Origin of the sequence: Xenococcus sp. PCC 7305, assembly GCF_000332055.1 — a bacterium.
In the GTDB taxonomy this organism is placed as follows: domain Bacteria; phylum Cyanobacteriota; class Cyanobacteriia; order Cyanobacteriales; family Xenococcaceae; genus Xenococcus.
In genome coordinates this window covers 36,343-59,710 of the sequence record NZ_ALVZ01000213.1, presented here as the reverse complement: position 1 = coordinate 59,710, position 23,368 = coordinate 36,343, and the positions used below count along the sequence as shown (strand labels likewise).

Below are 23,368 nucleotides of genomic sequence, written 5' to 3'. Positions count from 1 at the left end.
TCTCTCTTGGTGAGCGTTCCCTTGCGCCTGACGGCGGCGCGGGGTCTCACCGCTGCCCTCTGCCCTCTGCCTTCAAGGGCGAAGCCCCGTTAAAATTGCTTTGCGATTGGCTAATTCCCACTTTTTTATCGCACCGCTATTTGACTTTTGACTTCTGAGCAACGTCATTTGCTTATTGTTTGAGCCATTTGAACAAAGCTTTATCCTGAGAATCTAGTTCGGCAATGCAAGTGTAATAATAGTCTTCCCAACCAATTTCTGGTAACCCAGCAAAGATCATTAGATTTAGTGGGTAATCTTCGCTATCTGTACAGCGACGGAAATCATCTCGAAAGAGAAAAACTTGTTTATGAAGTGCTATGGCTACACCCAATTCCACCATAACTCCTTCATCTGGAGGTGTCCCGTTGACAATAGCAAATATGCCATCGCATTCTTTGACATCATGGAGATCTGCTTGCGCAACTTTGTAAGCCCAACCTGGCTGGGATAAGTCGAGTTGTTCACTCCGTTGAAATGGTTCCCAAACTTCTGCGCCCATAGATTGCAATTTATCGATCATGGGCGGAAGCAGTAGGGCTTTTTGTTGTTGAGAAAATCCATAGGGATTGGCGAGATAAATCTTTTTGCTCATTATCTTGATAATTCGGGATTGTTGAATTGTGAGAATTATATTTTGATTAACTTCGAGTAGTGCTGGCATAATGTTGCCAGTAGACAGAGGCATTTCCGATGAGCAACAAATATCCCAAGTTTTTAATCTGGTTATCGCAAAATAGCTTAATTTTAGCAACTTTGCTATTCCCAACAGCCTGGGCTGAGGCTCAATCGATCGCCCCTGGGAAGGTTTTATCGCCCCAACTAGCTCAATTGCAATCGGAGCAACAAATTCAAGAACAGATTGAAGCGGAGGCCAACCGAGTTTTTAGCCGCACGATAACCCAATTCAATCTAATAATCTTGGCGACTTTAGCATTACTGTTAACAGGTGCGATCGCATCTTTATGGTTATTGCGCAGATCGGTGATTCGAGAGGTAGCCCATCTTGTCAGCAAAAATCTTCAGGAACTGACAACCGCAAAATCCCAACTCACCAATGTGACTCAAGATTTAACTCAATTACTACAAAACGCCCAACAAACTAGCAATCGGCTAGAAGATGAGGTTATCAAATTTCAACAAGAGTTAAATCAAAAACAAAAAGAGATCGCGGATCTGTTAGGAGAATTTGCGGCTGCTAAACAACAGGGAATTACCACTATCGAAGGCGATATTGCCACCCATGGCCAAACATTAGCCCAATTGGAAACAGAATTTAATAATCAACTACAAAAACTTAAGACTCAGACACAAGCGCAGAGCGATCGCATAATTCAGAACTTCACCCAATTAAGTTCCGAGCTATCTCCCAAACTTACGTCAATCCAGTCAGAAGCTGCGGCAAAACAAACTGCCATAATCCAAAATCTGGAAACCTCCGCTAGTGAGTTTGCCGCCAAACTCCTACAATTGCAAAACACAACTAAGCGACAGCAAGATCTAGTCCTCAAAGATTTATCTCGTCAATCTGCTGAGTTTACGCCCCAAATCTCCGCTTTGGCAGTAGAAGCTCGCGAAAAACAACAAAATACCTTGCAGGATTTACAACAAGCAGAAACCAACTTCACAACAGAATTAGCTCAGCTCCAAACAACAACACAAAAGCAACAGCAAGAGCTGCGGCAGAGTTTGACAAAAATCAAGTCTCAATTCTCTAATCAACTCTCCGAATTGCAAGCCAATGCCGAACAAAACCTTCAGCAACAGCAGGAATTTGTTGTCCAAAATCTCGAAAATTTGGGTACCGAACTCGCTACAGAATTGGTAGATTCGAGATCGCAAGTTAAACAACAAATTGACCAAAGTCTGGAGAAATTGGCTCAGCTAGAAAAAGAATTTAGCGATCGCATTGCCCAGGAAAATTCAGGACTGCAAACTCAAAAATCCCAGACATTGCAAAATTTGTCTCAATTGGAAGCTGAAGTTACTAATCAATTTATCGCAATGCGATCGCAAATAGACCAGAGTCGGGAACAAACCTTACAAAATCTAGAGCAACTGCAAAGCAAAACTACTTCTGAACTATCCCAAATCCAATCAGAAGCCCAAACTCAGAAAACCCAAATTCTCGAAGATTTAGCCCAAATAACTCCCCAGGAGTTTTCTGCTACTGCCCTCTCTCAAATAGAGCAAGATATCCAAACTCTTCGCGAACCCCTCGAAATTCTTCAACAAAATCAACCCCAATGGTTTCAGAAGCCTGATGATTTCATTGCCCAGGGTAATCAGCTGCTAGAGCAGGAAAATTATCAAGAAGCGATCGCCTTATTTGACCAAGCGCTAGAACTTCAGCCCGAAAATGCCCAAGCTTGGAATCAACGAGGGATTGCCCTAAGAGATCTCAAGAGATACGAAGGTGCGATCGCAGCTTTTGGCAAGGCGCTCAAAATTCAACCTAGTTTTGCAGAAGCTTGGTGTAATCGTGGCATTACCTATTCTCGGATGAAGCGTTACCAAGATGCGATCGCCAATTATGATAAAGCGGTGGCAATTCAACCCGATTATTATCAAGCCTGGGTAGATCGAGGCGTTGCTTTTGGTATGTTGCGCCGACATGAACCGGCTTTCGAATCTTTTGATCATGCGGTAGAAGTTCAACCAGGCAATGCGGTCGCTTGGATGAATCGCGGCATGTCCCTAGAAATGCTGTCTCGCGATGAAGAGTCCCTAGCTTCTTTTGATAAGGCAGTAGAACTAAATCCCAAATTAGCTAAAGCTTGGAACTATCGAGGGAATATTCTCATTAAACTAGAAGAGTATGAAGCTGCCCTGGTAAGTTGCGATCGCACTTTGGAGCTACAATCGGATTATGCTCAGGCTTACTATAATAGAGCGATTTGCTATGCAATGTTCAATCAAGTGGAATTGGCCATCAAAAATTTAAAACAAGCTGTCAAGCTTAATCCTAAATATCGACAAGAGGCCAGAGTCGATCCCTATTTTGCTAATCTTGCCTAAGCACAATAACTCGATTAATATCTTGGGATTCTAATCTCTTCAGATTTCAAATAACAATGCAATTAAAAGTACCAATCAAACCAAGTTCTATCGTCAGATATTTAGCTATCGGGGCTATTATACTAATTATTTTGAGTACCGGAATCCAAATCGGGAAATATGTGTTTGATTATCGCGAAAGTTGGACGAGAATTCTTAATCTAGACCGCGAGATGAATGTCCCTACTTGGTTGTCTGCCTGGACTTTGGCCTTTTGTGCTTTGTTATTAAAAATCATTGCCCAGGGGAAAAAACAGCAGGGCGATCGCTCTGCAACTGATTGGCAGCTATTATCAACTATTTTTGTGCTAATGGCGCTCGATGAGGTTTTAAGTGTTCACGAAATTTTGATTATTCCCGAAGTTAGTAAAGCTTTGAATTTACCTTGGTTTTTACATTCATTATGGGTAATTCCTGGAGCAATATTTGTGCTTTGGTTTGGCAAGCGTTTTTGGAAATTTACGCAAAATTTGCCTTACAAATCCCGACGACATTTTTTCCTAGCAGCCGCTTTCTATGTGGGAGGCGCCTTAATTATGGAGGCGATCGGTAGTCATGTTGCCGAAGCTCAAGGACAACAAAACCTCACCTATGCCTTAATTGCAACGGTTGAGGAGGCCATGGAGATGACGGGAATGATTGTGTTTATTTACGGATTATTATTTTATCTTCAACAATGGTCGCCAAATTTATTGTTGCAGATTGATTTTGTTGAAGGCAAGGGACCAAAGCCAGCTCTCACCTCAAAGGAAGCACATTCAGATCAGAATCCCCCTCATTCGAAGATAAGCCGCGACCCATAATCCCAAAACATAAGACGATCTCACTGGTAATCTTTTGTTGATTAAGCTGAAGTTGGTGTTTCGTTAGTCAAGGATTGATAATATAGCAATATAATAGAAACTTAATTTAAAAGGGGAAGTCAATGGATTGATGATTCTGATTTTCTGGATCTTCATGCCAACAAAGAGGGTTGTTGATAATATATCGCCGAACATTATCCAGTTGTTGCCGATCGCGAATCACCGATTCATAATAATTACGTTGCCAAAGACGTAAATTTGGTTCTTGACAAATCTGACGAACTTGTTTGGTTACAGCAGATTTAAAACCAGCCACAAAAGACGACAAAGAACGAGGTTTCCGCATCCGTAGGGGCGCAAGACTTGCGCCCAAATGCGTGTCCAAATATGTACCCGAATGTGCGCCCGAATGTGCGCCCGAATTATTGGTTTTGGGATCTGTTAATTTACGAATATTTCCGTCATCATGGTTCTGATTGATAACCACAATCCCATGAAAATGATTCGGCATTACAACCCATTCATCCAATTCAATTTCCTGTCGTATTTCTGAAGATCGTAACCATTCTCGGGCTACAATTTTCCCAATTTGATTAAGACAGATTTTATCGTCACAAACTTCGCCAAACCAATTTAATTTTTGATAAGTACAAATGGTGACAAAATAAAGTCCAGATCGCGAATAATCGTATTTTGGTAACCGAATTGAACGACGATGATGATGTTGGGGATTATATTTCATTAAATTCAAATCTGCGATCGCGCTACAGACGAGGCGCTGCGCGATCGCGTACAATATTTACGCATGTGCCATGTTTGACTTTGTGTAATCTTTAATCTGTTTCGATAATTATTGGGCGCAAGCCTTGCGCCCCTACCATCAATTGTGATCTGTTGTTTTCTATTAACGTAAACTCTCATTTACGCGATCGCCTCTCCACAATGATCGCTCTTCACTCCACAAAAAAGATTGCATTCAACCTCACAAAAATTGATCGACCTATTGTTTCAGAGGGAAAAAAGATTATTCAGAGGGATTCCCATCAACACAAGCATCTAGTACATTAAACCAACCAAATCCTCCCCAAAATCCAGCTCCAGTTATTATTGCAAAAAATAATAATGTATTTCTCAAAGTTAAATATGCTACTTGCCCCAAAAATTCGCTTAAATAATCTGGACCACAATTAGGAATAACTGAATCAATAAATGCGGCTTGTAAAAATGAGTAAAAGACTATTCCCTGAAGTGAAAGTCTTGCATAAGTTATGTTTACAATTTCTCCACTAGGATCAGTATAATTCGCAGGATTTGCAATAGCATACAAATAATCTTGTAAAGTTGAGGGCTGATCATTAAACCCGTCAAAAAAATCCCTAGAAATAAACCTACCTGTATTAGGATCATAATATCTGGCTCTGTTGTAATTTAATCCAATTTCATTATCAAACTGCTCACCTGTAAATAAGTAGTTATTCTCTGTATCACCTACTTGATTAATCAAATTACCATAGGCATCAAAGGTATATTCAACTACTACGCCGCCATTGACATCAGTTATATTACGAGTGCTTCCTAAGCCATCTACATGATAGTAAACCCTTTCAGTACCATCGTCTTGAGAAATAAGATCCCAACCATGAACATAGGATTTATTACCCTCTCCGCTGGTGAGATATTCCTCAATCACTTGAGCAAATTGCTGTTGATGCTTATCAATTAAAAAGCGTGTTTCCGCTCCATCAATATTTATCGCTACGCGAATACTATCATGATCGTATTCATATTCAACACGTCCTGTAGAACCATTTTCAGTAGCTTCGACTGCGGTTAGTTCACCCTTGGCATTCCATTCATAAGTGGTTTGATTTTCACTATCAATCCTCTTAGTAATCAAATTACCCTCATCATCATATTCATATTGGGTAACTACATTATTGGTTGTTTCGCTAATTAAACGATCATTGTCATCATAGTTATAGGTTGTTAGACCATTAACCGAATCATCTTTCTGTAGTCGATTACCCACCGCATCATAGACATATTCAACAATGAAATTCCCATTGACGGCATCAGTAACCGATTCCTCAGTTAAACGATTAAGGACATCATATTCATATTCCACAACTCTGCCGTCCTCTTCCTCGATCCTAATCCGATTGCCGACCTCGTCTAATGTATAGCTAAAGCTGGATATCACACTACCGTTAACATTCTCCAGTTCTATCAAACGGTTGAGAGAGTCATAATCACGGTTTTCAACCACTCCATTGGGAAAAGAGGTAGTAATCAAATTACCTACCGGATCGTAATCATAGTCGGTTACTCCGTCATCAGGATCGGTTACGGTATCAATCCGATTCAGAACATCATAGGTATATTCAGTAACCCCAGAATCAGTACTTAAAGTAAGAATATTACCCGCAGCATCATAAGTATATTCAATCTTGCGACCATCAGGTTCCGTCCGAGATATCAACCTATCCCTTTCATCATATTCATGGGTTGTCGTGCCTCGATTATCTGTAACAGTTTCTAATTCTCCAGTTAAAGTATAGGTGAAGGTTTCAGTAGGCGTTCTATCAGAATAGCTACGAGCAATCAGACGATCTCGCTCATCGTAAGTGTAGGTCGTTACAACACCGTTGAAATCATTAGTTGTAGCAATATTACCCACCGCATCATAAGTAGTGGTAGCAATTTGTCCTAAGGGTAGAGTATTGGTGGCGACTTGGTTCAAATCATCATAGGTAAAGTTGATAATATTACCATTAGCATTGATTTGTTGAATAATATTAGCTTCCGTATCTCGGATATATTCAGTTTCACCACCTAAAGCGTCAATTACCTTTGTTAATGCTCCTAAAGCATCATATTCATAATTAGTGCTGACTCCAGCTTGATCGATTACCTCAATCAAATAACCGAGGGAATTATAAATTTGTTGCTCAACTGTACCATCGGCATATTCAATTTCGATTAACTGCCCTAAACCATCATAACTATATTCAGTTCGATTACCATTAGGATTAATCATAGCTTTCAGATTACCTACTGCATCATATTCAAAGATGGTTTCATTACCTAACGCATCCCTTTGAATGACTACATTACCGGCTTTGTCATATTCAAATTCAGTACGGTTACCTAACTCATCGATTTCAGCAGCCACTAAACCATCAGCATAATATTCGGTGAGGATAAAAGGATTATCGTCTAAATTATCTGGAGTGGCATCAGGATAAATAGTTTTCTCCAAACGACTGAGCGCATCATATTCATAATAAGTAAATCTTTCCAACTCATCTCTTGTCGCAATTAGACGATCTGACTCATCATATTCATTAATAATACGAGGATTATCATCAAGATTACCAGAAGTAGCATCAGGGTAAATGGTAGCAATCAATAAGCCTCTGTCATTGTAAACAAACTCAGTACGTCGCCCTAACTCATCAATTTCTGCTATTGTATCACCAAAACTATTATATTTAGTAAAACTGGTATTGCCTTCTGGATTAGTTACACTAATTCCCCTTCCTTCATTATCATAAGTAAAAGTGACGGCTTGATTTAAGTCATTAATTAGCGTTCTGACATTACCATTATTGTCATAGGTGAAAGTGAACTTAGCTCCAGAAGGATAGTTTAATTGGGTTAAATATCCTCGACCATCATAAGCAAAGGTGCCTTCATTACCTTCCGCATCAGTAATACTGGTTAATAGGCTATATAGTCCATAACCATAAGTTGTTACATTACCCTCTGCATCTTCTCTCGTTTTTAAATTACCATTAGCATCATAGGTATTAGTGGTAACATTACCTAGCGCATTTGTTTCCGTGAGGATATCGTTATTGGCATTATAGGTAAAGGTAGTAGTATTACCTTCTCCATCAGTTTCGGTTAAGACATTACCCTTATCGTCATAACTATAACTGATAGTATCTCCTTCAGGATCAGTTTCTGACTTTAAGTTGTTCTTATCGTCATAAGTAAGAGTAGTTAACCCACCTAAAGCATTAATCTCACTGATGATGTTACCACGATCGTCAAAGATAAAGGTAGTTTTATTATCAAAGGGATCGGTTATTGTTTGAGTAGAGCTGGCAGAATCATAATCAATATCTAGAGCATTACCATCAGCATCAAATATCTTGCTAATTTGACCATTTTCATCATATTCAGTACGAACTCCTATTCTTCCCAAAGGATCGATTAATTCTGTCAAATAATGCGCTCTATCAGATTCATACTTATGGGTCGTTTCATTCTCTTCGCGATCGCTTACCCCAACTAAATCATTATTCGCATCACGACGATATTCAATTGATTCTCCCTCAGGGTCAATAATCTCAGTGATTAGTCCTTGATCATCGCGAACGAATTCAATTCCCACTCCTGTAGAACTAGTAACTCCATCATCGGTAATGGTCAGTACATTGCCATTGCGATCTGTGACAGTTTGTAGCCCTACATTTTGGCTGTATTGGTACTCTGTTCCATCTTTAGCAGTTAATGTATATTCACTAGGATTATAAGTAAATCCAAATAAATAGAGACCAACTGAACCATCTCCATTGAGGCTCAAGGGGAAATCAGGCACTGTTAAAGTTTCATTGACTCCTGGATCTGGCACAAAGCTAGGAGCAAATCTTGCCCCTAAGAAACTACCTCCATTAGGCACAGGCTCGAAAGTAAAGCCCACTCTACGGCCATCGGGCGTAGTTAATTCAACCCTCGTTCCTTGGGTAAAGGAATTTCCACCAAAGAAATCATCTTGGGTGAGGTCAACTCCAGAAGGCGCAGATTCTACAATCCGAGGATCTCCTAATCCCAAAGTCCAACCAAATCCAAAATCACCAAGGATATTAGACTCCAAACTGCTGTAGTTCCGAGTTACTTCAATAGGTATGCCTGCCACTGGAATCGATAAGTCGGTGAATTCGAGGCTAAATTCTCCTGGTTTGTTCTGGGAATTAATTCCCACACCAAAGCCCTCTACATTCACATTTCCGTTGATATCCTGAACTAAAACCCTCAAGAAATAGTTGTCATTGGCATAGAGATTGGGATCTAAACAAGCTAAAACACCATTCTCAATATTGTCTGTACCTTCACCAACAGTTATGTAAGCTGGGTTTGGAGCCGCAGGATTGTTAAGGTCAATTAGACTAACAGGCGCAATTTCAACTCGATAAAATTCGAGATTTTCATCACTAACGGTACCAACAATATTAGTTTTCTCTCTAATTACTAAATCGAAAGGATCAAATTCACTCACATCGATTTCTACTTCTGGCGCTTCGGTATCATCAGGATCGAGCACCCGTATAGAAAGTGTCTCAGTATCGCTATTACCCCCAAGATCGGTAGCAGAGGCCACAATATCAAATACGCCTGGCTCAGTGAAGTTCACAGAAGAAGTATTAATTACCCCAATATCAGCAATATCTGGAGTTAGAGGTAGAGAATTACCATCAAAAGCAAGATCTAAATCTGATAAACCAGTATCATCTGTGGCGGCAATTTGCAGATTAATCGTATCCCCAATATTAAAGACCGTACCGCTAAACCCAAGGGATACATCTGGTGGTATATCATCGACTGGAGCCGCTACCACCTCTAAATTATAGGTTTGTGTAACAACTCCACCTCGACCATCATCAACTTGAACTACGACTTCATAGTTATCAACAGCGCCTGTATCCCAAGTAATCACTCCCGTATCTTCATTAATTTCCATACCGTCAGGAGCTGTAGGCAAGCTATAAGTTAGCTCATCCCGATTGCGATCTACCGCTGCTACATTATATTGATAGGGAATTCCCTCAAAAGCTGTAGTAATAGGCTCTGAAAGTATTTCTGGATCAAAATTAAGGTTGAGATCAGTCAGAACATTACCAAAATCAATATCGGTGGCAACTTCTCCTTCAGCTAGTTCGATATTGTAGAAGCCAGGATTGGCAATGCTGTTGGGCAGAACTTGGACGTTCAGCAGCTCAAACCCAGGAGTTCCACTGCCATCATTGAGGGCAACAATTTTAACTGCCCTGACAGGTTCTGTGAAGCTAATAGCAGCCAAGTCAAGAGCTGTTGTAGTGCCCCCATCGGCAATTCCCAAAGAAACAAAGTTTTCTTCATCTGAACTCACAAAAACTTCAGCTTGTTCATCCCGAGGGATCTCCTCTGCGATAAAAATATCGTCTCCTTCACCATCTACGACAACTTCATCAGTGAAGCCAACCGTAATCGATGAATCCTTGCGAAGAATCAAGAAATCTTTGTTCTCTTCATCACTGCCTAGGACAACGCTCGTATCCACAGGTGATTCGAGAGGAATATTATCGCCACCACCTATCGGTCCCTCGCCGGTGCTATCAAAGAAATCTAGAACAACATCGGCAAATCCATCTCCAATTTGCGTGCTGCTGCCAAGAGGGAACGTCTGCTCGAATCCATCAGGAACAACTTCACGAACTATATAGTTACCAGCTTCTAAATCTCTGAATTCATACTGCCCCGTCTCATCAATATTGGGAGTATCAGGATCGTCGTTGGCTGTTACTTGAATTGGTTCACCATGATCTGCTTCTAAAATACCATTATTATTAAGATCTAAATAAACTGTAACTCCGCCCAAACCAGGCTCAGCATCATCCCGTTCACCATCACCATCTAGATCTTCCCATTTCGTACCACGAATGATTCCCGAAGCAACCTGCGCATTACCAAAGTCAATATTTTCAACAACTTCTCCTTGAGCTAGGTCGACAGTATAAAAATCAGGATTAGTAATACTTTCAGGTAAACCTTGTACGCTAAGAAGATCGAAACCTGGGACTGAACCTCTATTATCTAGTCCTACAACTTTTACAGCTCTTACTGGCTCTGTAAATTCAATAGAACTCAAATCAAAAACTGAAGTATTGCCTCCATTGCCAATACCTATGAAGGTAAAATTTTCTAAATCAGAACTAACAAAGACTTCCGCTCTGTCTCCTGCTGCTCCTAACTCTGAGACAAAAATATCATTTCCAGGTCCATCAATAATAATTTCATCAGTAAAACCTACTGTCACAAAAGAGTCGGTCGGCAAAGCTAGAGATTGATTATTATTTCCCAAGACAACATCTACTGATACTGGGACATTGCCATTAACCCCGTCAAATCCATAAGGCCCAGTAATTGGTCCTGAACCACTATCAAAATATTCTAAAACTACATCAGCAAAACCATCTCCTGTAGTTCCTTCTCTATCAACAGGGAAAGTTTGCTCAAATCCCTCAGGAGCTATTTCTCGAACATCGTAAATTCCATCAGCAAGATTATTAAATTCATATTGTCCTACTTCGTCAATATTAGGAGTGGTTGGATCGTCTTCCGCTGTTATTTGTACTGGCTCTCCTGGATCTAGAACCCCATTTTTATTACTATCTAAATAAACAGTAACTCCAGCTAAACCTGGTTCTGAATCATCGCGATCGCCATTGCCATTTAGATCGTCCCATTTAATACCTCGAATAATACCCGAAGCAACCTGTGTATTACCAAAGTCAATATTTTCAACAACTTCACCTTCCTCTAGCTCGACAGTATAAAAGTCAGGATTCGCAATACTTCCAGGAAGCACTTCCACACTTACCAAGTCATAACCTGGCGCTGAACCACGATTATCCAGTCCTTCAATGCGCACAGCCACCACAGGCTCTGTAAAGTTGATGTCGGCTAAATCAACTCCTTGAGAACCTCCTTGACCAATGGTTTCAAGAACAACAAATTCATTCCCATCTGCACTAACAGAAATCTCAGCGAATTCACCCGCCGAATCAAATAAACTTTCAATGAAAATGTCATCTCCTGGCCCATCAATAACTACCTCATCAGTGAAGCCAACGGTAATAAAAGTGCCTGTAGGCAAAGACAGAAAGTCACCACTTAAATCAGTCCGAGGTCTGAAAGGAGGTCCCAGAACAACATCCGTGCTAACAGGAATATTGAAGCGTGTAGTCCCAGGAGGTGAGCCGTAGGGCCCAGGAATCGGTCCGACTCCACTATCAAAGAATTCTAAAACAACATCAGCAAAACCGTCGCCAGTAGGAGCTGTCAAGCTACTGGGGAATGTCTGCTCAAATCCTACTGGAACAACTTCCCGTACAATATAAGTGTCAGCAGGAAGATTATTAAATTCATACTGTCCCGTTTCATCAATATCGGTAGTAGTTGGATCGTCTTCTGCTGTTACTTGAGTTGGTTCTTCTAGATCTAGAACACCATTATTATTACTATCTAAATAAACTGTAACTCCTGCCAAACCAGGTTCTGAATCATCGCGATCGCCATTGCCATTTAGATCATTCCATTTAATACCTCGAATAATACCCGTACCACCAACACCAGGCACTTCAACCGCAAACTCTTGAACATCCGTACCACCACGACCATCATCCACCTGCACGGTAAATGGATATGAAGGTTGAATAGTTCCTTCAGGAGTAAAGATAATTGCCCCATTTTCATTAATACTTGCCCCATCTGGTGCATCAAGCAAAATGTAATTGAGATTATCTTCATCTGGATCGACTGCCTGAACTTGATAACGATAACTATCCTCAGTTTCCGGCTCAAACACAGTTTCAGGAGTACTAGTAATCGTTGGAGCACCATTAACCCCAACCCGAGTTATATCCTTAGTAAACCTACCCTGATTACCCGCATCATCAACCGCTATCACAGTAAAAGGTCTAGTTCCCGCAGACTGAAGTGGCACATCAGTAAAAGTGAAATCACCATTCTCATCAGCAGTGGTAATTTCTCCCGTTTGTACCAAAGTTACCTGCAAATTAGGATCAGTTTGACCCACCAGATTTACCAACCGCTCCGTGGTAATCATATCGCCAACTTCGCCAGTATCACTTTCTGGAGCCAAATCAAAAGTGATCTCTGGAGGTGTGCGATCCAAAGTGAAACTAACGATAAATTCTGGTGTATCTTCCCCTGAAACATTAGTCGCCTTTAGACCTAACGTGTAATCCCCATCAGGTAAGTTGCCATCACTTAAAGCCTCAAACTCTTCAAAGATTTTAAAAGTACCGTCGCCAATTAAGGCCGTACTAATATCAATATATTCCCCACCATTAAGTCGTCCCATCAACGAGACAATTTCTTCTGGGGGAATCACCTCGCCATCTTCTGAGCTAATAATTTCTCCCGCCACCGTGGGATCAATAGTAATTCCATCACCATCAATTCCCGTATCATTCATCAAAGCCGCAGTCACTTCTGCTTCATTAACATCCGTAACTGTGATAGTGATATCCTGAACATCCTTTAAACCACCATAATCAGTAACCTTGCCCCGAATATGATAATTATTATCCCCATCGGCATCTCCAGGATTTTCAAAATCGGGAGCCTCTTTAAAACTAACTTCTCCCGTACGAGAATCAATCTCGAACTGCTCTTTATCAGTTCCCCCAGTCAAACTAAAAGTTAATCCAGAACCTTCTCCATCAAAATCGTCGATCGCATTAACATCTATTGCAGCTGTCTCATTTTCGGGGACTTCATTAAAATTTTCACTGGTAATCGTTGGGCCTTGATTGAAAATAAAATCATCGATATCTAGCAAATGTGGATCGACATTCCGTAGTAAAGCTAAAGTCTCGCCATCAAAATGTGAACCTGGATCATCGACACTAATCAATGTCCCCTTATGACCCAAGGGAGAAATCTCCAACTGATGGAAATTCAACTGATTAATCTGAATCTTATCCTGTCCATCGTGATAGTCGAGAACAATATCAAATCCATTCCCCGGACCCAGAACTACAGTATCAGAGCCACCCTTTAGCAATAGGTAATCATTACCTATACCACCATTAACAAAATCATCACCGGGTCCAGCATTGAGGATGTCAGTGCCCTTTCCTCCACTGAGATCGTCATCACCATCTTCGCCCCATAAAACATCGTCGCCCAGACGACCAAATAGCCAATCACTATTAGGCCCCCCCAACAAATTGTCATTTCCCTGACCACCGTCTAACTTATCGCCCCCGTCCAAGCCATACAAGGCATCATTGCCAATAGCTCCCAGTAATAAATCCTGACCATTTTGCCCGACTAAGGCATCATTGCCACCTAGGCCAAAAAGTTGATCGTTAAACTCCGTTCCCACCAGAATATTACTGTTTTTATTTCCAGCTAGAACTGTGCCATCAACTAGGGGATGAAAATCATTTGTGGACATAAGCTAAACAAAAAAGAATTACAGAATGACAAACTGTCTTATCTCAAGACAAAAAAACAGCCCAAAAAAAGAGGCGTGGCTGATCACCATAAATGGTAGAAATGCATTAGATAAAATTTTTGATAACAATTATCATTTTCAAGCAATCTATAGTAAAATTGACTAAGAAGCTTTCTACAGACTACAAGCAAGACTAAATGCATCTATAAATGATAATTCCCCAATAATATTGGCAAATATCATAGTAATTAAGAATAATTGAGCCGACAAATGACGACACTTCATTTATAGCAATCAGAAAAATGAATTGGGGTTTCGTAAATTAATATTAAGACTTTCATGATACAAGATTAAGGGGGTTTTATTAATTGCAATTAGGGGAGGATGATTTTTAGAGCCATTTTTTCTAATTTCCATAATCCAATAAGTTCAGACCGGGGTCAAAGTACAGTTTTTCTGTACCTTCAGATGAGACAATAGATACAGCAATAGATAAAGATATACATCTAAAATTTTCCTCAAACTCACCTTAATCAAGAAAGAGAGGTAGCAATGTGGATGAGAAGCTGATTCAACCCACTTCAGAAGAATTAGATTCCGAGCAAAAGATTCCCACCGCAGGAGGAGGCTTGCCAGTAATAAAATACTGGGCAAAACAGACCCTATCGCCAGAAGGCCCGAAAATCTGGCAGACCTTATTACATAAAAGTGCTTGTTTATCTTGTGCCTGGGGAACCGGTGGGCAGCTAGGAGGCTTCACCAACGAAGAGGGAGAAAAGCTCCAACGCTGTATGAAAAGTGTTGAGGCCATCGCTGCCGAGATTCAACCACCAATTAAGAAGAATTTCTTTGAGCAACAAAGCATTGAACAACTTCAGCAGCTCACCTCTTTAGAAGCCGATAAATTGGGTAGGTGGAGTTTCCCCGTAATTTTTTCCAAAGGAAATAGTCACTATCAGAAAATAAGTTGGGATGAAATTTATCGGCTGGCAGAAGCAGCATTTAAAATAACCCCTGAAAGAGTAGCATCCTATAGTTCGGGTCGTTCTTCTAATGAAGCAGCCTTTTTGCTACAACTAATGATTCGTGCCTTGGGTTCCAATAATCTGGCAGACTGTTCTGATCTTTGTCATGCACCTTCGACTTGGGGACTCAAACGGATGTTTGGCACTGGGACCTCAACAGTTAGTTTGAAAAGCTTAAAAGAAACTGACTGTGTGGTGTTAGCAGGTTCTAATGCTGCCTATAATCATCCTCGTTTAATGAACGAATTGATTGAGCTGCGCGATCGCGGTGGCAAAGTGATTGTAATTAATCCAGTCAAGGAAAAAGGATTGGTTAAATTTGGCTCTCCTGCTTTTCTCAAATCTTTTCTGAGTGGCTCAGAGATTGCTTCTATCTATCTTCAGCCGATTCCCGGTAGTGATGTGGCCCTGTTTGTCGGTATCCAAAAGTCATTACTCGAACAGGAAAAAATCAACCAAGAATTTTTGCAAGAACATACCGAAGACTGGTCAGAAGTTTTGGCCCATGCTCGTTCTATATCCTGGGAGACAATTACCGAAACCTGTGGTGTTTCTCAAGCAGAAATCGAAGTTGCCGCCCAAATCATTAGTTCGTCTCCCCAAGTTGTCTTTGCCTGGGCGATGGGGATTACCCAGCAGCAAAACGGAGTGGACAATGTCAATAGTATTGCCAATACTGCTTTGATGACAGGAAATCTAGGCAAGTTGGGAGCTGGATTGATGCCGATAAGAGGGCATTCCAACGTTCAGGGTTTTGGTTCGATGGGCGTGACAGTTGACCTTAAAAAAGAAATTCAACAGTCTTTGGAACAGCTTTTAGATCGTCCTCTAAGCCGAGTACCAGGATATGATACCCATGCTTTAATTGAAGCAGCCGATGCGGGAAAGGTAGATACTCTAATCTGTTTGGGGGGAAACTTGTATGGAGCAAATCCTAATTCCCCAAAAGTCAAGCGAGCCCTGGGCAAAATCAAAACCATTATCTATCTATCTACCAAGCCCAATTTAGGTCATTTTCATGGTTTAGCACAGCAGACAATTGTGATTCCTGTTCTGAATCGTTTTGAAAACCCCCATAAAACTACAGTCGAGTCGGGGAACAATTTTGTCCGTCTTAATGATGAAGGCACAACCCATCTTGCAGATTCTGACCTGATTGCAGAGGTAGATTTTCTCACCGAACTTGCCCATCGTGTTCATGGAGAAGATCCTGTTGACTGGCGACAATTGCAAGATACCAAATATGTTCGACAGCTAATCGCTCAAACAATTCCTGGCTACGAGAAAATAGCAGAGATTGATGAAACCAAAGCAGAGTTTACTATTAGTGGGCGAATTCTGAATCAACCTCATTTCCCTACGCCCTCTGGCAAAGCATCGATGTTTGTTACGCCCCTGCCTCAGCTATCTTTGCCCCAAGCCCAAGACTTTGGTGTGACTAAATATACTCACGGTTTAGTGCTGTCATTGATGACAGGACGCGGTTATGCTCAGCATAATACTGTAGTTTATCGGACTGAGGATAAATACCGAGGACTATCCCATCGCAACTGCATTTTGATGAATCAAGTTGATGCGGAAAATGCTGGGTTGAGAGAACATCAACGGGTAACAGTCAAAGGGAACGTTAGTCAGCTGGAAAATATTGAGGTTATTTATGGCGAAATCCGTTCAGGGGCTGCGTTGATGTTTTACCCTGAAGTTAACGTAATTTTTGATGCTCCAGTAGATACTCGCTGTGGAACTCCAGCATTTAAACGAGTACCTGTATTAGTTTATACGAGTTAATGGATACTGATTTGATTAATTCTATATTTTCGTCGATAGATTGATTTGCAGAGAAAATCGTCGTAATGTCCAAATAATTTAATCCTTAACTCTGACCAACTAAGGTAAAATTCACTTTATCAAGAGGAATTACTGAATTGAATGATTAAAAAAATTTCACTCACTCTTCTTAGTGCGTTGTTGTTGGTTTTCGGAGTTAAACCAGTCGTTGCAGAAACCGTATTAGAATCTGTAGCTAAGACTGGAAGATTGGTTGTGGGAACTTCTTTTGATAGAGTGCCCTATGCTTATTACAATCAACAAGAAGAATTAGATGGTTACTCCATAGACATCGTCAAACTGATCCAAAAGCAACTAGAGCAGGAATTAGGGAAAACTATTGAAATAGATTTTGTCGAGGCAAATAGCATTACTGAAGTTTTGCCCAAACTCACCAGCGGCGAGATCGATGTTGCTTGTAATACAGTTTTTACATGGGAAAGAGACCGCCATGCAGATTTTACTATCAGATATAGTTTGTCTGGCATCAGACTTTTAGTCCCAGCAGGAAATACCTCAGATTCGGTTGCCAATAAAAAAATTGGGGTTCCCCCTGCTACCTTTGTTCAGGATGCAATGAAGTTAGCTTATCCTCAAGCTACATTAGTGACCATGTCAACTCTTGCCGAAGGGGTTGCAGCTTTTAAAGCAGGACAGGTTGATGCCCTAGCTGGAGATAGTTTGATTCTCGATGGAGTGCGCCAGGAAATCGCTCCTGATGACTATGAAATATTTCCTAAATTAACAGAAAAGCCCTATGCCCGTTACGGCGTGGCTTGCATGGTTCGGGAAAATAACTCTGGTTTTCTCAATATTGCTAATTATGCGATCGCGAAAATGATGGAAGGTTATCTTGTCGGAGACCAACAATCATTAGAGATGCTCAATAAATGGTTTGGACCTGAAGGGGTGATTGAAATTATCGACCCCGAATTGGTTAAAGAGTTTTATCAAAATACAATTACTAATCACGAACAAATTCCTTTTGACAATTAAATAATTAGTAATTTTGAAATTAGAGTGGCAATTATAAATAAGGATAAATAAGGAGCAGATATTGAAATTAACAAAAATCACTTGGATTAGTTTTATAGTTGCCCTAGCAACTTTGAATTCTCCCGCAAAAACTAAGGCTTATCCAGTTGACTCAACCTCCTCGGAAAATACCCAAATGCTGGAAAGTCGTTTGGCAAAAATTGCAGCCACCCTCAAAGAACGAGAGACGAAAGTGCCTACATCTTCTGCCTTGAAAAAAAACTTAGACATTGCCAGTTGGATAAAAGGTCGGCGGGGAGGTTTTGCTGATGGTGGTGGAGGTAGTTTCCTAAATAGAAGAAGTTGGGGTGATGGCGGTGGCTTTTTAAATCGTCGTTACTAGAAATAATGAGTCATACCCAAATAAGTGAAAAATGATATTTTCTCAAGCCGAAGTTGCAGCAAAAATTCCTGAAATCTCACAATTTGGCCCAATTAGTCTGATCGTAATTCAGCCTACTTCTTTTTGTAATCTCAATTGTGATTACTGTTATTTACCAGACCGTCATCTCAGAAACTTATTATCCCTTGATTTAATCGAACCTATCTTCGAAAAAATCTTTACCAGCAGCTTTTTTCGGGGTGATCTTAGCATTTGCTGGCATGCTGGAGAACCATTAACTGTCCCTATTTCTTTCTATAAGTCTGCGTTTGCCAAAATTCAAAAAATCAACGCTCAATATAATATACAAAACTTCGTTGTCGAGCATTCTTTCCAGACTAATGCGACCTTAATTACCCAAGCTTGGTGTGATTTCTTTAAAGAGTATCCAGTTCATGTTGGTGTTAGTTTAGACGGCCCAGCTTTTCTCCATGATGCCCATCGTGTAAATCGTCAAGGTGACTCTTCCCATGAAATGACCATGAGAGGTCTACGATATCTGCAACAAAATGAAATATCCCATAGTGTGATCTGCGTAATTACTAAGGATTCCCTTCACTATGCGGACGAGCTATTTGAATTTTTTGTCAAAAATAAAATTACAGATGTTGGCTTCAATATGGAAGAAACAGAAGGAGTCAACCAATCTTCTTCCCTAGACGGTACAGAAACTGAAGCAACTTATCGTCACTTTATCAAAAGATTTTGGGAATTAACCAGCCAAAGTAAGGGTGAGTTTCAATTAAGAGAATTTGAAACCTTGGGTAGTTTGATATATAACGAAGAGCGTTTGCAGACTACAGAAATGAATCATCCTTTTGCCATTGTTAATGTTGATTATCAGGGAAATTTCTCGACGTTCGATCCCGAATTATTATCAGTTAAAACCCAAGATTATGGAGACTTTATTTTGGGAAATTTACGGCAGGACAGTTTGGAATCTGTTTGCCTCAGCGAGAAGTTTCAACAAATTTATCAGGATTTGGCTGCTGGAGTTACATTATGCCGTAACACCTGTCCTTATTTTGGGGTTTGTGGTGGTGGTGCAGGAAGTAATAAATATTGGGAAAACGGAACATTTAACTCGGCACAAACCAATAGTTGTCGCTATCGTATTCAGATTTTAACGGATATCGTTGTGGAATCTTTGGAAAATTCCCTAGGTTTATGAATTATGGCACTATAGAGAATAGTTAGATCATGTAGGTTTTGGTGAAAGGCAACAGGGAACAGGGAACAAAAAAACGTCCTAACAAAAATGCCTAGTGCTATAACTCTTCCAAGAAATACAAAAATGTTTTGTCCTGCCCTGACAAAGAATAAAAATAGGGAATGTAACTTTTACATTCCCTATCAAAAAGGTGGAATATTATCCACCTGAATTATTCAATTACTGGCAGGAAAATTACTTAACAGCAACTTTTGCTCCAGCTTCTTCCAATTTTTTCTTGGTGTCTTCGGCGTCTTCCTTGGGAACTCCTTCTTTGATTGCTTTGGGAGTTTCTTCTACCATTGCTTTTGCTTCTTTTAGACCCAAACCAGTAATTGCACGAACCACTTTAAGGATCGCAATTTTCTTGTCTTTGGGTACATCTTCAAGAACAACGTCAAATTCAGTTTTCTCTTCAGCAGCTTCACCACCAGCAGCAGCACCAGGAGCAGCCATAACTACGCCAGCAGAAGCAGCAGCACTAACGCCAAAAGTATCTTCAATTTGCTTAACTAATTCAGCAGCCTCTAGAAGACTTAGAGACTTTAGCTTTTCGAGAATTTCATCTACAGCAGACATATTTGGTTACTCCTTAAATCACAATGAACAATTAACAATAAATATCGAACGAACAAAAACGGACAAATCTATGCCGCTTGATCGTCTTTTTCGGATACAGCTTTGATTCCTCTGGCCAAAGATGCTGGAACTTCCTTTACTCCGATCGCAATCTTGGTCGCTAAACCGTTGATTGCACCAGCAATTTGAGCATAGAGCTGATCTTTGGATGGTAAATCGCCTAAGGCTTCAACCTGTTGCTTGGTCAAAGCACGACCTTCCATCACCCCACCGCGTAATTCGGTTTTTTTGGTGGCTTTTTGGAATTCCTTATAGGCTTTGACAGCAGCACCCACTTCTTCTCCTACCAGAAGAAAAGCAGAGGTGTCACTTAGAAATTCCTGCATGGGTTTCCAGTTTTCATCGCCGTCAACCGCAATCCGCATCAAGGTGTTTTTGGCAACTTGACAAGTACCTCCAACAGGACGCAGACGGTTACGAAGATCGGTGATTTCGGATACTGATAACCCTTTATAATCAATAACAAAGGCCAATTGAACATCCTTCAAGTCTTCCTTGAGTTGCTCAATAATTACTCCTTTGTTCGCACGGGTTCTCCCCATTCGGTTGTCACCTCCTGTGTTTGACGGGTTGTATTAACCGCCATAAAATAAGACCTCCAGCTAGTTGCCAGAGGTCATGCCTTGATAAACTCTTTTCCTGCTTTTTGTGTCGCTGGGAAAAAAGATTTAAAACTCAATGGACACGAACCTCGGCAGGAAATTAAGCATTTAGCACCTGCTGTCTTCGGTATCAGTCACTTAAACCAAAAATATTTAATTGTTAGCCTTATTAGGCTTCGTCCTCTGATTGTAAATCTCTGAGGGCACTTATGTCTACCTCAATCGAAGGCCCCATGGAAGAAGATACATACATACTTCTCCAGTAACGACCTTTGGCTCCAGTTGGACGGTTACGATCTACTGTTTCCTGTAAGGCTTTGAGGTTAGTCAACAAGTCTTCAGGTTTAAAGGATGCCTTGCCAAATTTGACATGAACAATCCCTGTGCGATCGGCCCGAAACTCTAATTTCCCACCTTTGAAGTCGGCGATTCCTGCCGCCAAATTATCGGTGACAGTGCCCCCTTTAGGTGATGGCATTAAGCCTTTGGGCCCCAACATCCGACCTAAGCGAGCTACTTTAGGCATCATATCAGGGGTTGCAATCAAAACATCAAAGTCCATCATGCCCTTTTGGATATCTTCGATCAATTCTTCAGAGCCAGCAACATCAGCTCCTGCATCTTCAGCCTCTTTAACTTTCTCTCCACGAGCAATAACTGCTACCCTCACGGTTTGACCAGTTCCCTTGGGAAGGCTCACAGTAGTTCTGAGTTGTTGGTCAGTATATTTGGGGTCGATTCCCAATTTGATATGAACTTCTGCCGTTTCATCGAATTTGGCAGTGGCAGTCTCCTTGAGCAGAGTGACTGCTGCTAGGGGTTCGTAAGCTTTTTCTTCTACCTTCGCCAACAACTCTTTCATGCGGCGAGATATCTTATTCTTTTTCTTTGGCATTTATGTATCTCCTTGGGTAATTACGAAGCGATCGCCTCTCCCCTTTTCAGTTATCAGTTATCAGTTATCAGTTGTTGCAGTAATAATCAAAAAGCTAAGCAATTAATACTCATTACTTATTACTTATTACTTAAATTTAGCCTGAGATGGCAACACCCATATTTTTCGCTGTCCCAGCAACAATTTTCATTGCGGCTTCAATGTCGTTAGCATTGAGGTCAGGCATTTTGGTCTCAGCGATTTCTTTGAGTTGAGCGATCGTAATACTTGCGACAGTTTGTTTATTGGGTTCACTCGCACCTTTTTCAATTCCTGCTGCCTTTTTGATCAAAACTGATGCTGGAGGCGTCTTCAGAATAAAAGTAAAACTTCTATCTTCAAAAACAGAAATCTCAACAGGAATTACGAGTCCTGCCTTATCAGCAGTTTTGGCGTTGTATTCTTTACAAAACGCCATGATATTTACCCCGTGTTGACCTAGTGCAGGCCCGACAGGAGGTGCAGGGTTAGCCTTACCGGCAGGTAAAGCTAGTTTAATAAGGGCGACAACTTTTCTTGGCATAATTTAGTTTTGTTTCTCGACTTGGTTAAATTCCAATTCTACTGGAGTATCTCGTCCAAAAATAGATAATAAAGCTTTGAGCTTACTTCTTTCTGGGCTAACTTCAATTACTTCTCCGCTAAAGTCTTTAAAGGGGCCAGACAAAACTATAATCTTGTCTCCGATGGCCATATCGACTTCGACAACCGGCTCTTGTTCTTCTACTTGTTTAAAGATCCGCTCGACTTCGCTAGGAGAAAGGGGCAAAGGCTTAACATGACCTCTTCCTCTGCCATAATTGCGCTTTTGTTCAGCTCCCACGAAATTAATCACATGGGGAGTGTTTTTAACAGCTTGCCAAGCATCATCATCCATGATCATTTGCACTAGCACATAACCAGGGAAAACTTTCTCTTGACCATGTAAGCGCGAACCATCCTTACGGATTTTGACTGTTTGAGATTGAGGTATTTGAACCTTCAGAACGCGATCTGCCACTTCTAAAGTATGAATACGCTGTTCTAAATTGGCTTTTACCCTTTTCTCGCAGCCCGAAGCAACCTGTACGGCATACCATCGGGGACGACCTACAGTTACTTTCTTGGGCTGATTATCTTCTGGTATATCGGTAGTATTGTCCATTTAAAATACCTTGCCTGATCCCCAAGCGAAGAAATTATCCACTAAGTAAATGACAGTTGCAACTAAGATTACCATCAAGATCACAGCAGTCGATTCGCTCAGCAACTGCTGGCGGGAAGGCCAGGCCACTTTGCCTAACTCCTCTTTTGTTTCTCCCACAAAGCTGGTCAAATTAGAGCCCTTGTCGGAGCTTTTTTGCTCTGATGATTCTGGTTGTTTGCTCACTGCATTTTTTTGTTTGGCATTTTTTTGTGTCAAGGTTTTCTACCTCCAATCTGGACGCAAAATTGCGATCTCTTATTTCTTAAATAATATTGCTTGTTTTATTTTTTACACTGAAAGACTTTTACAATAGCTTGCTTTTTATTATAAGAGGTCTCAGAAACAGTCTTGACATGTATTTTGGTACTTAGAATATG

Annotated in this window: 15 protein-coding genes and 1 other annotated feature; of the genes, 6 read left to right on the top strand and 9 right to left on the bottom strand. The window is 40.8% G+C overall.

The features are described from left to right. Positions 1 to 172: 172 nt before the first annotated feature. The gene (locus XEN7305_RS18320; protein WP_040898550.1) at positions 173 to 634 is read right to left on the bottom strand and encodes a nucleoside 2-deoxyribosyltransferase; all 462 of its coding nucleotides are present in this window, start codon (positions 632 to 634) and stop codon (positions 173 to 175) included. 98 nt (positions 635 to 732) lie between these two features. Here XEN7305_RS18320 and XEN7305_RS18315 point away from each other — a divergent pair, with 98 nt between their 5' ends. Then, a complete protein-coding gene (locus tag XEN7305_RS18315) occupies positions 733 to 3,057 on the top strand; it encodes a tetratricopeptide repeat protein (RefSeq protein ID WP_006510981.1) in 2,325 nt (774 codons plus the stop codon). Positions 3,058 to 3,113: 56 nt separating this feature from the next. Next, positions 3,114 to 3,899, top strand: coding sequence for a hypothetical protein (locus XEN7305_RS18310; protein ID WP_006510980.1), 786 nt, complete (start codon positions 3,114 to 3,116; stop codon positions 3,897 to 3,899). A 106-nt stretch (positions 3,900 to 4,005) separates the two neighbouring features. Here XEN7305_RS18310 and XEN7305_RS18305 read toward each other — a convergent pair whose 3' ends face one another. Beyond that, positions 4,006 to 4,641: a transposase gene (locus tag XEN7305_RS18305; RefSeq protein WP_006510979.1), complete on the bottom strand. Its 636-nt coding sequence runs from the start codon at positions 4,639 to 4,641 to the stop codon at positions 4,006 to 4,008. 282 nt (positions 4,642 to 4,923) lie between these two features. Then, positions 4,924 to 14,151 (bottom strand): SdrD B-like domain-containing protein, encoded by a 9,228-nt coding sequence (locus tag XEN7305_RS26895; protein WP_006510978.1) that lies wholly within the window; start codon positions 14,149 to 14,151, stop codon positions 4,924 to 4,926. A gap of 554 nt (positions 14,152 to 14,705) precedes the next feature. Here XEN7305_RS26895 and XEN7305_RS18295 point away from each other — a divergent pair. The 4 genes from XEN7305_RS18295 (at position 14,706) to grrM (ending at position 19,591) form a co-directional block, all read left to right on the top strand. Continuing rightward, on the top strand, positions 14,706 to 16,964 hold the full coding sequence (locus tag XEN7305_RS18295; protein ID WP_006510977.1) for an FdhF/YdeP family oxidoreductase: 2,259 nt from the start codon (positions 14,706 to 14,708) through the stop codon (positions 16,962 to 16,964). A 141-nt stretch (positions 16,965 to 17,105) separates the two neighbouring features. Beyond that, positions 17,106 to 17,999, top strand: a complete 894-nt coding sequence (gene grrP, locus XEN7305_RS18290) for an extracellular substrate binding-like orphan protein GrrP (RefSeq protein ID WP_006510976.1) — start codon at positions 17,106 to 17,108, stop codon at positions 17,997 to 17,999. 61 nt (positions 18,000 to 18,060) lie between these two features. Continuing rightward, a complete protein-coding gene (gene grrA, locus XEN7305_RS18285; protein WP_006510975.1) occupies positions 18,061 to 18,381 on the top strand; it encodes a GrrA/OscA1 family cyclophane-containing rSAM-modified RiPP in 321 nt (106 codons plus the stop codon). 31 nt (positions 18,382 to 18,412) lie between these two features. Further along, positions 18,413 to 19,591 (top strand): cyclophane-forming radical SAM/SPASM peptide maturase GrrM/OscB, encoded by a 1,179-nt coding sequence (gene grrM / locus XEN7305_RS18280; protein ID WP_006510974.1) that lies wholly within the window; start codon positions 18,413 to 18,415, stop codon positions 19,589 to 19,591. Positions 19,592 to 19,825: 234 nt separating this feature from the next. Here grrM and rplL read toward each other — a convergent pair whose 3' ends face one another. The 6 genes from rplL to secE all read right to left on the bottom strand — a co-directional run bounded on the left by rplL (position 19,826) and on the right by secE (position 23,174). After that, positions 19,826 to 20,209 (bottom strand): 50S ribosomal protein L7/L12, encoded by a 384-nt coding sequence (gene rplL, locus XEN7305_RS18275; RefSeq protein ID WP_006510973.1) that lies wholly within the window; start codon positions 20,207 to 20,209, stop codon positions 19,826 to 19,828. Between the two features lie 68 nt (positions 20,210 to 20,277). Next, positions 20,278 to 20,811 carry a 50S ribosomal protein L10 gene (gene rplJ / locus XEN7305_RS18270; protein ID WP_006510972.1) on the bottom strand — a complete coding sequence of 178 codons (534 nt, stop codon included), beginning with the start codon at positions 20,809 to 20,811 and terminating at the stop codon, positions 20,278 to 20,280. Between the two features lie 36 nt (positions 20,812 to 20,847). Beyond that, positions 20,848 to 21,017 (bottom strand) — a sequence feature (ribosomal protein L10 leader region). Between the two features lie 23 nt (positions 21,018 to 21,040). Beyond that, positions 21,041 to 21,766: a 50S ribosomal protein L1 gene (rplA, locus tag XEN7305_RS18265; RefSeq protein ID WP_006510971.1), complete on the bottom strand. Its 726-nt coding sequence runs from the start codon at positions 21,764 to 21,766 to the stop codon at positions 21,041 to 21,043. A gap of 136 nt (positions 21,767 to 21,902) precedes the next feature. After that, entirely contained in the window at positions 21,903 to 22,328 is a 426-nt protein-coding gene (rplK, locus tag XEN7305_RS18260; protein ID WP_006510970.1) for a 50S ribosomal protein L11, read from the bottom strand. Positions 22,329 to 22,331: 3 nt separating this feature from the next. After that, on the bottom strand, positions 22,332 to 22,949 hold the full coding sequence (nusG, locus tag XEN7305_RS18255) for a transcription termination/antitermination protein NusG (protein ID WP_006510969.1): 618 nt from the start codon (positions 22,947 to 22,949) through the stop codon (positions 22,332 to 22,334). Beyond that, a complete protein-coding gene (secE, locus tag XEN7305_RS18250; RefSeq protein ID WP_052035198.1) occupies positions 22,950 to 23,174 on the bottom strand; it encodes a preprotein translocase subunit SecE in 225 nt (74 codons plus the stop codon). It lies immediately after the preceding gene. Positions 23,175 to 23,368 lie beyond the last annotated feature (194 nt).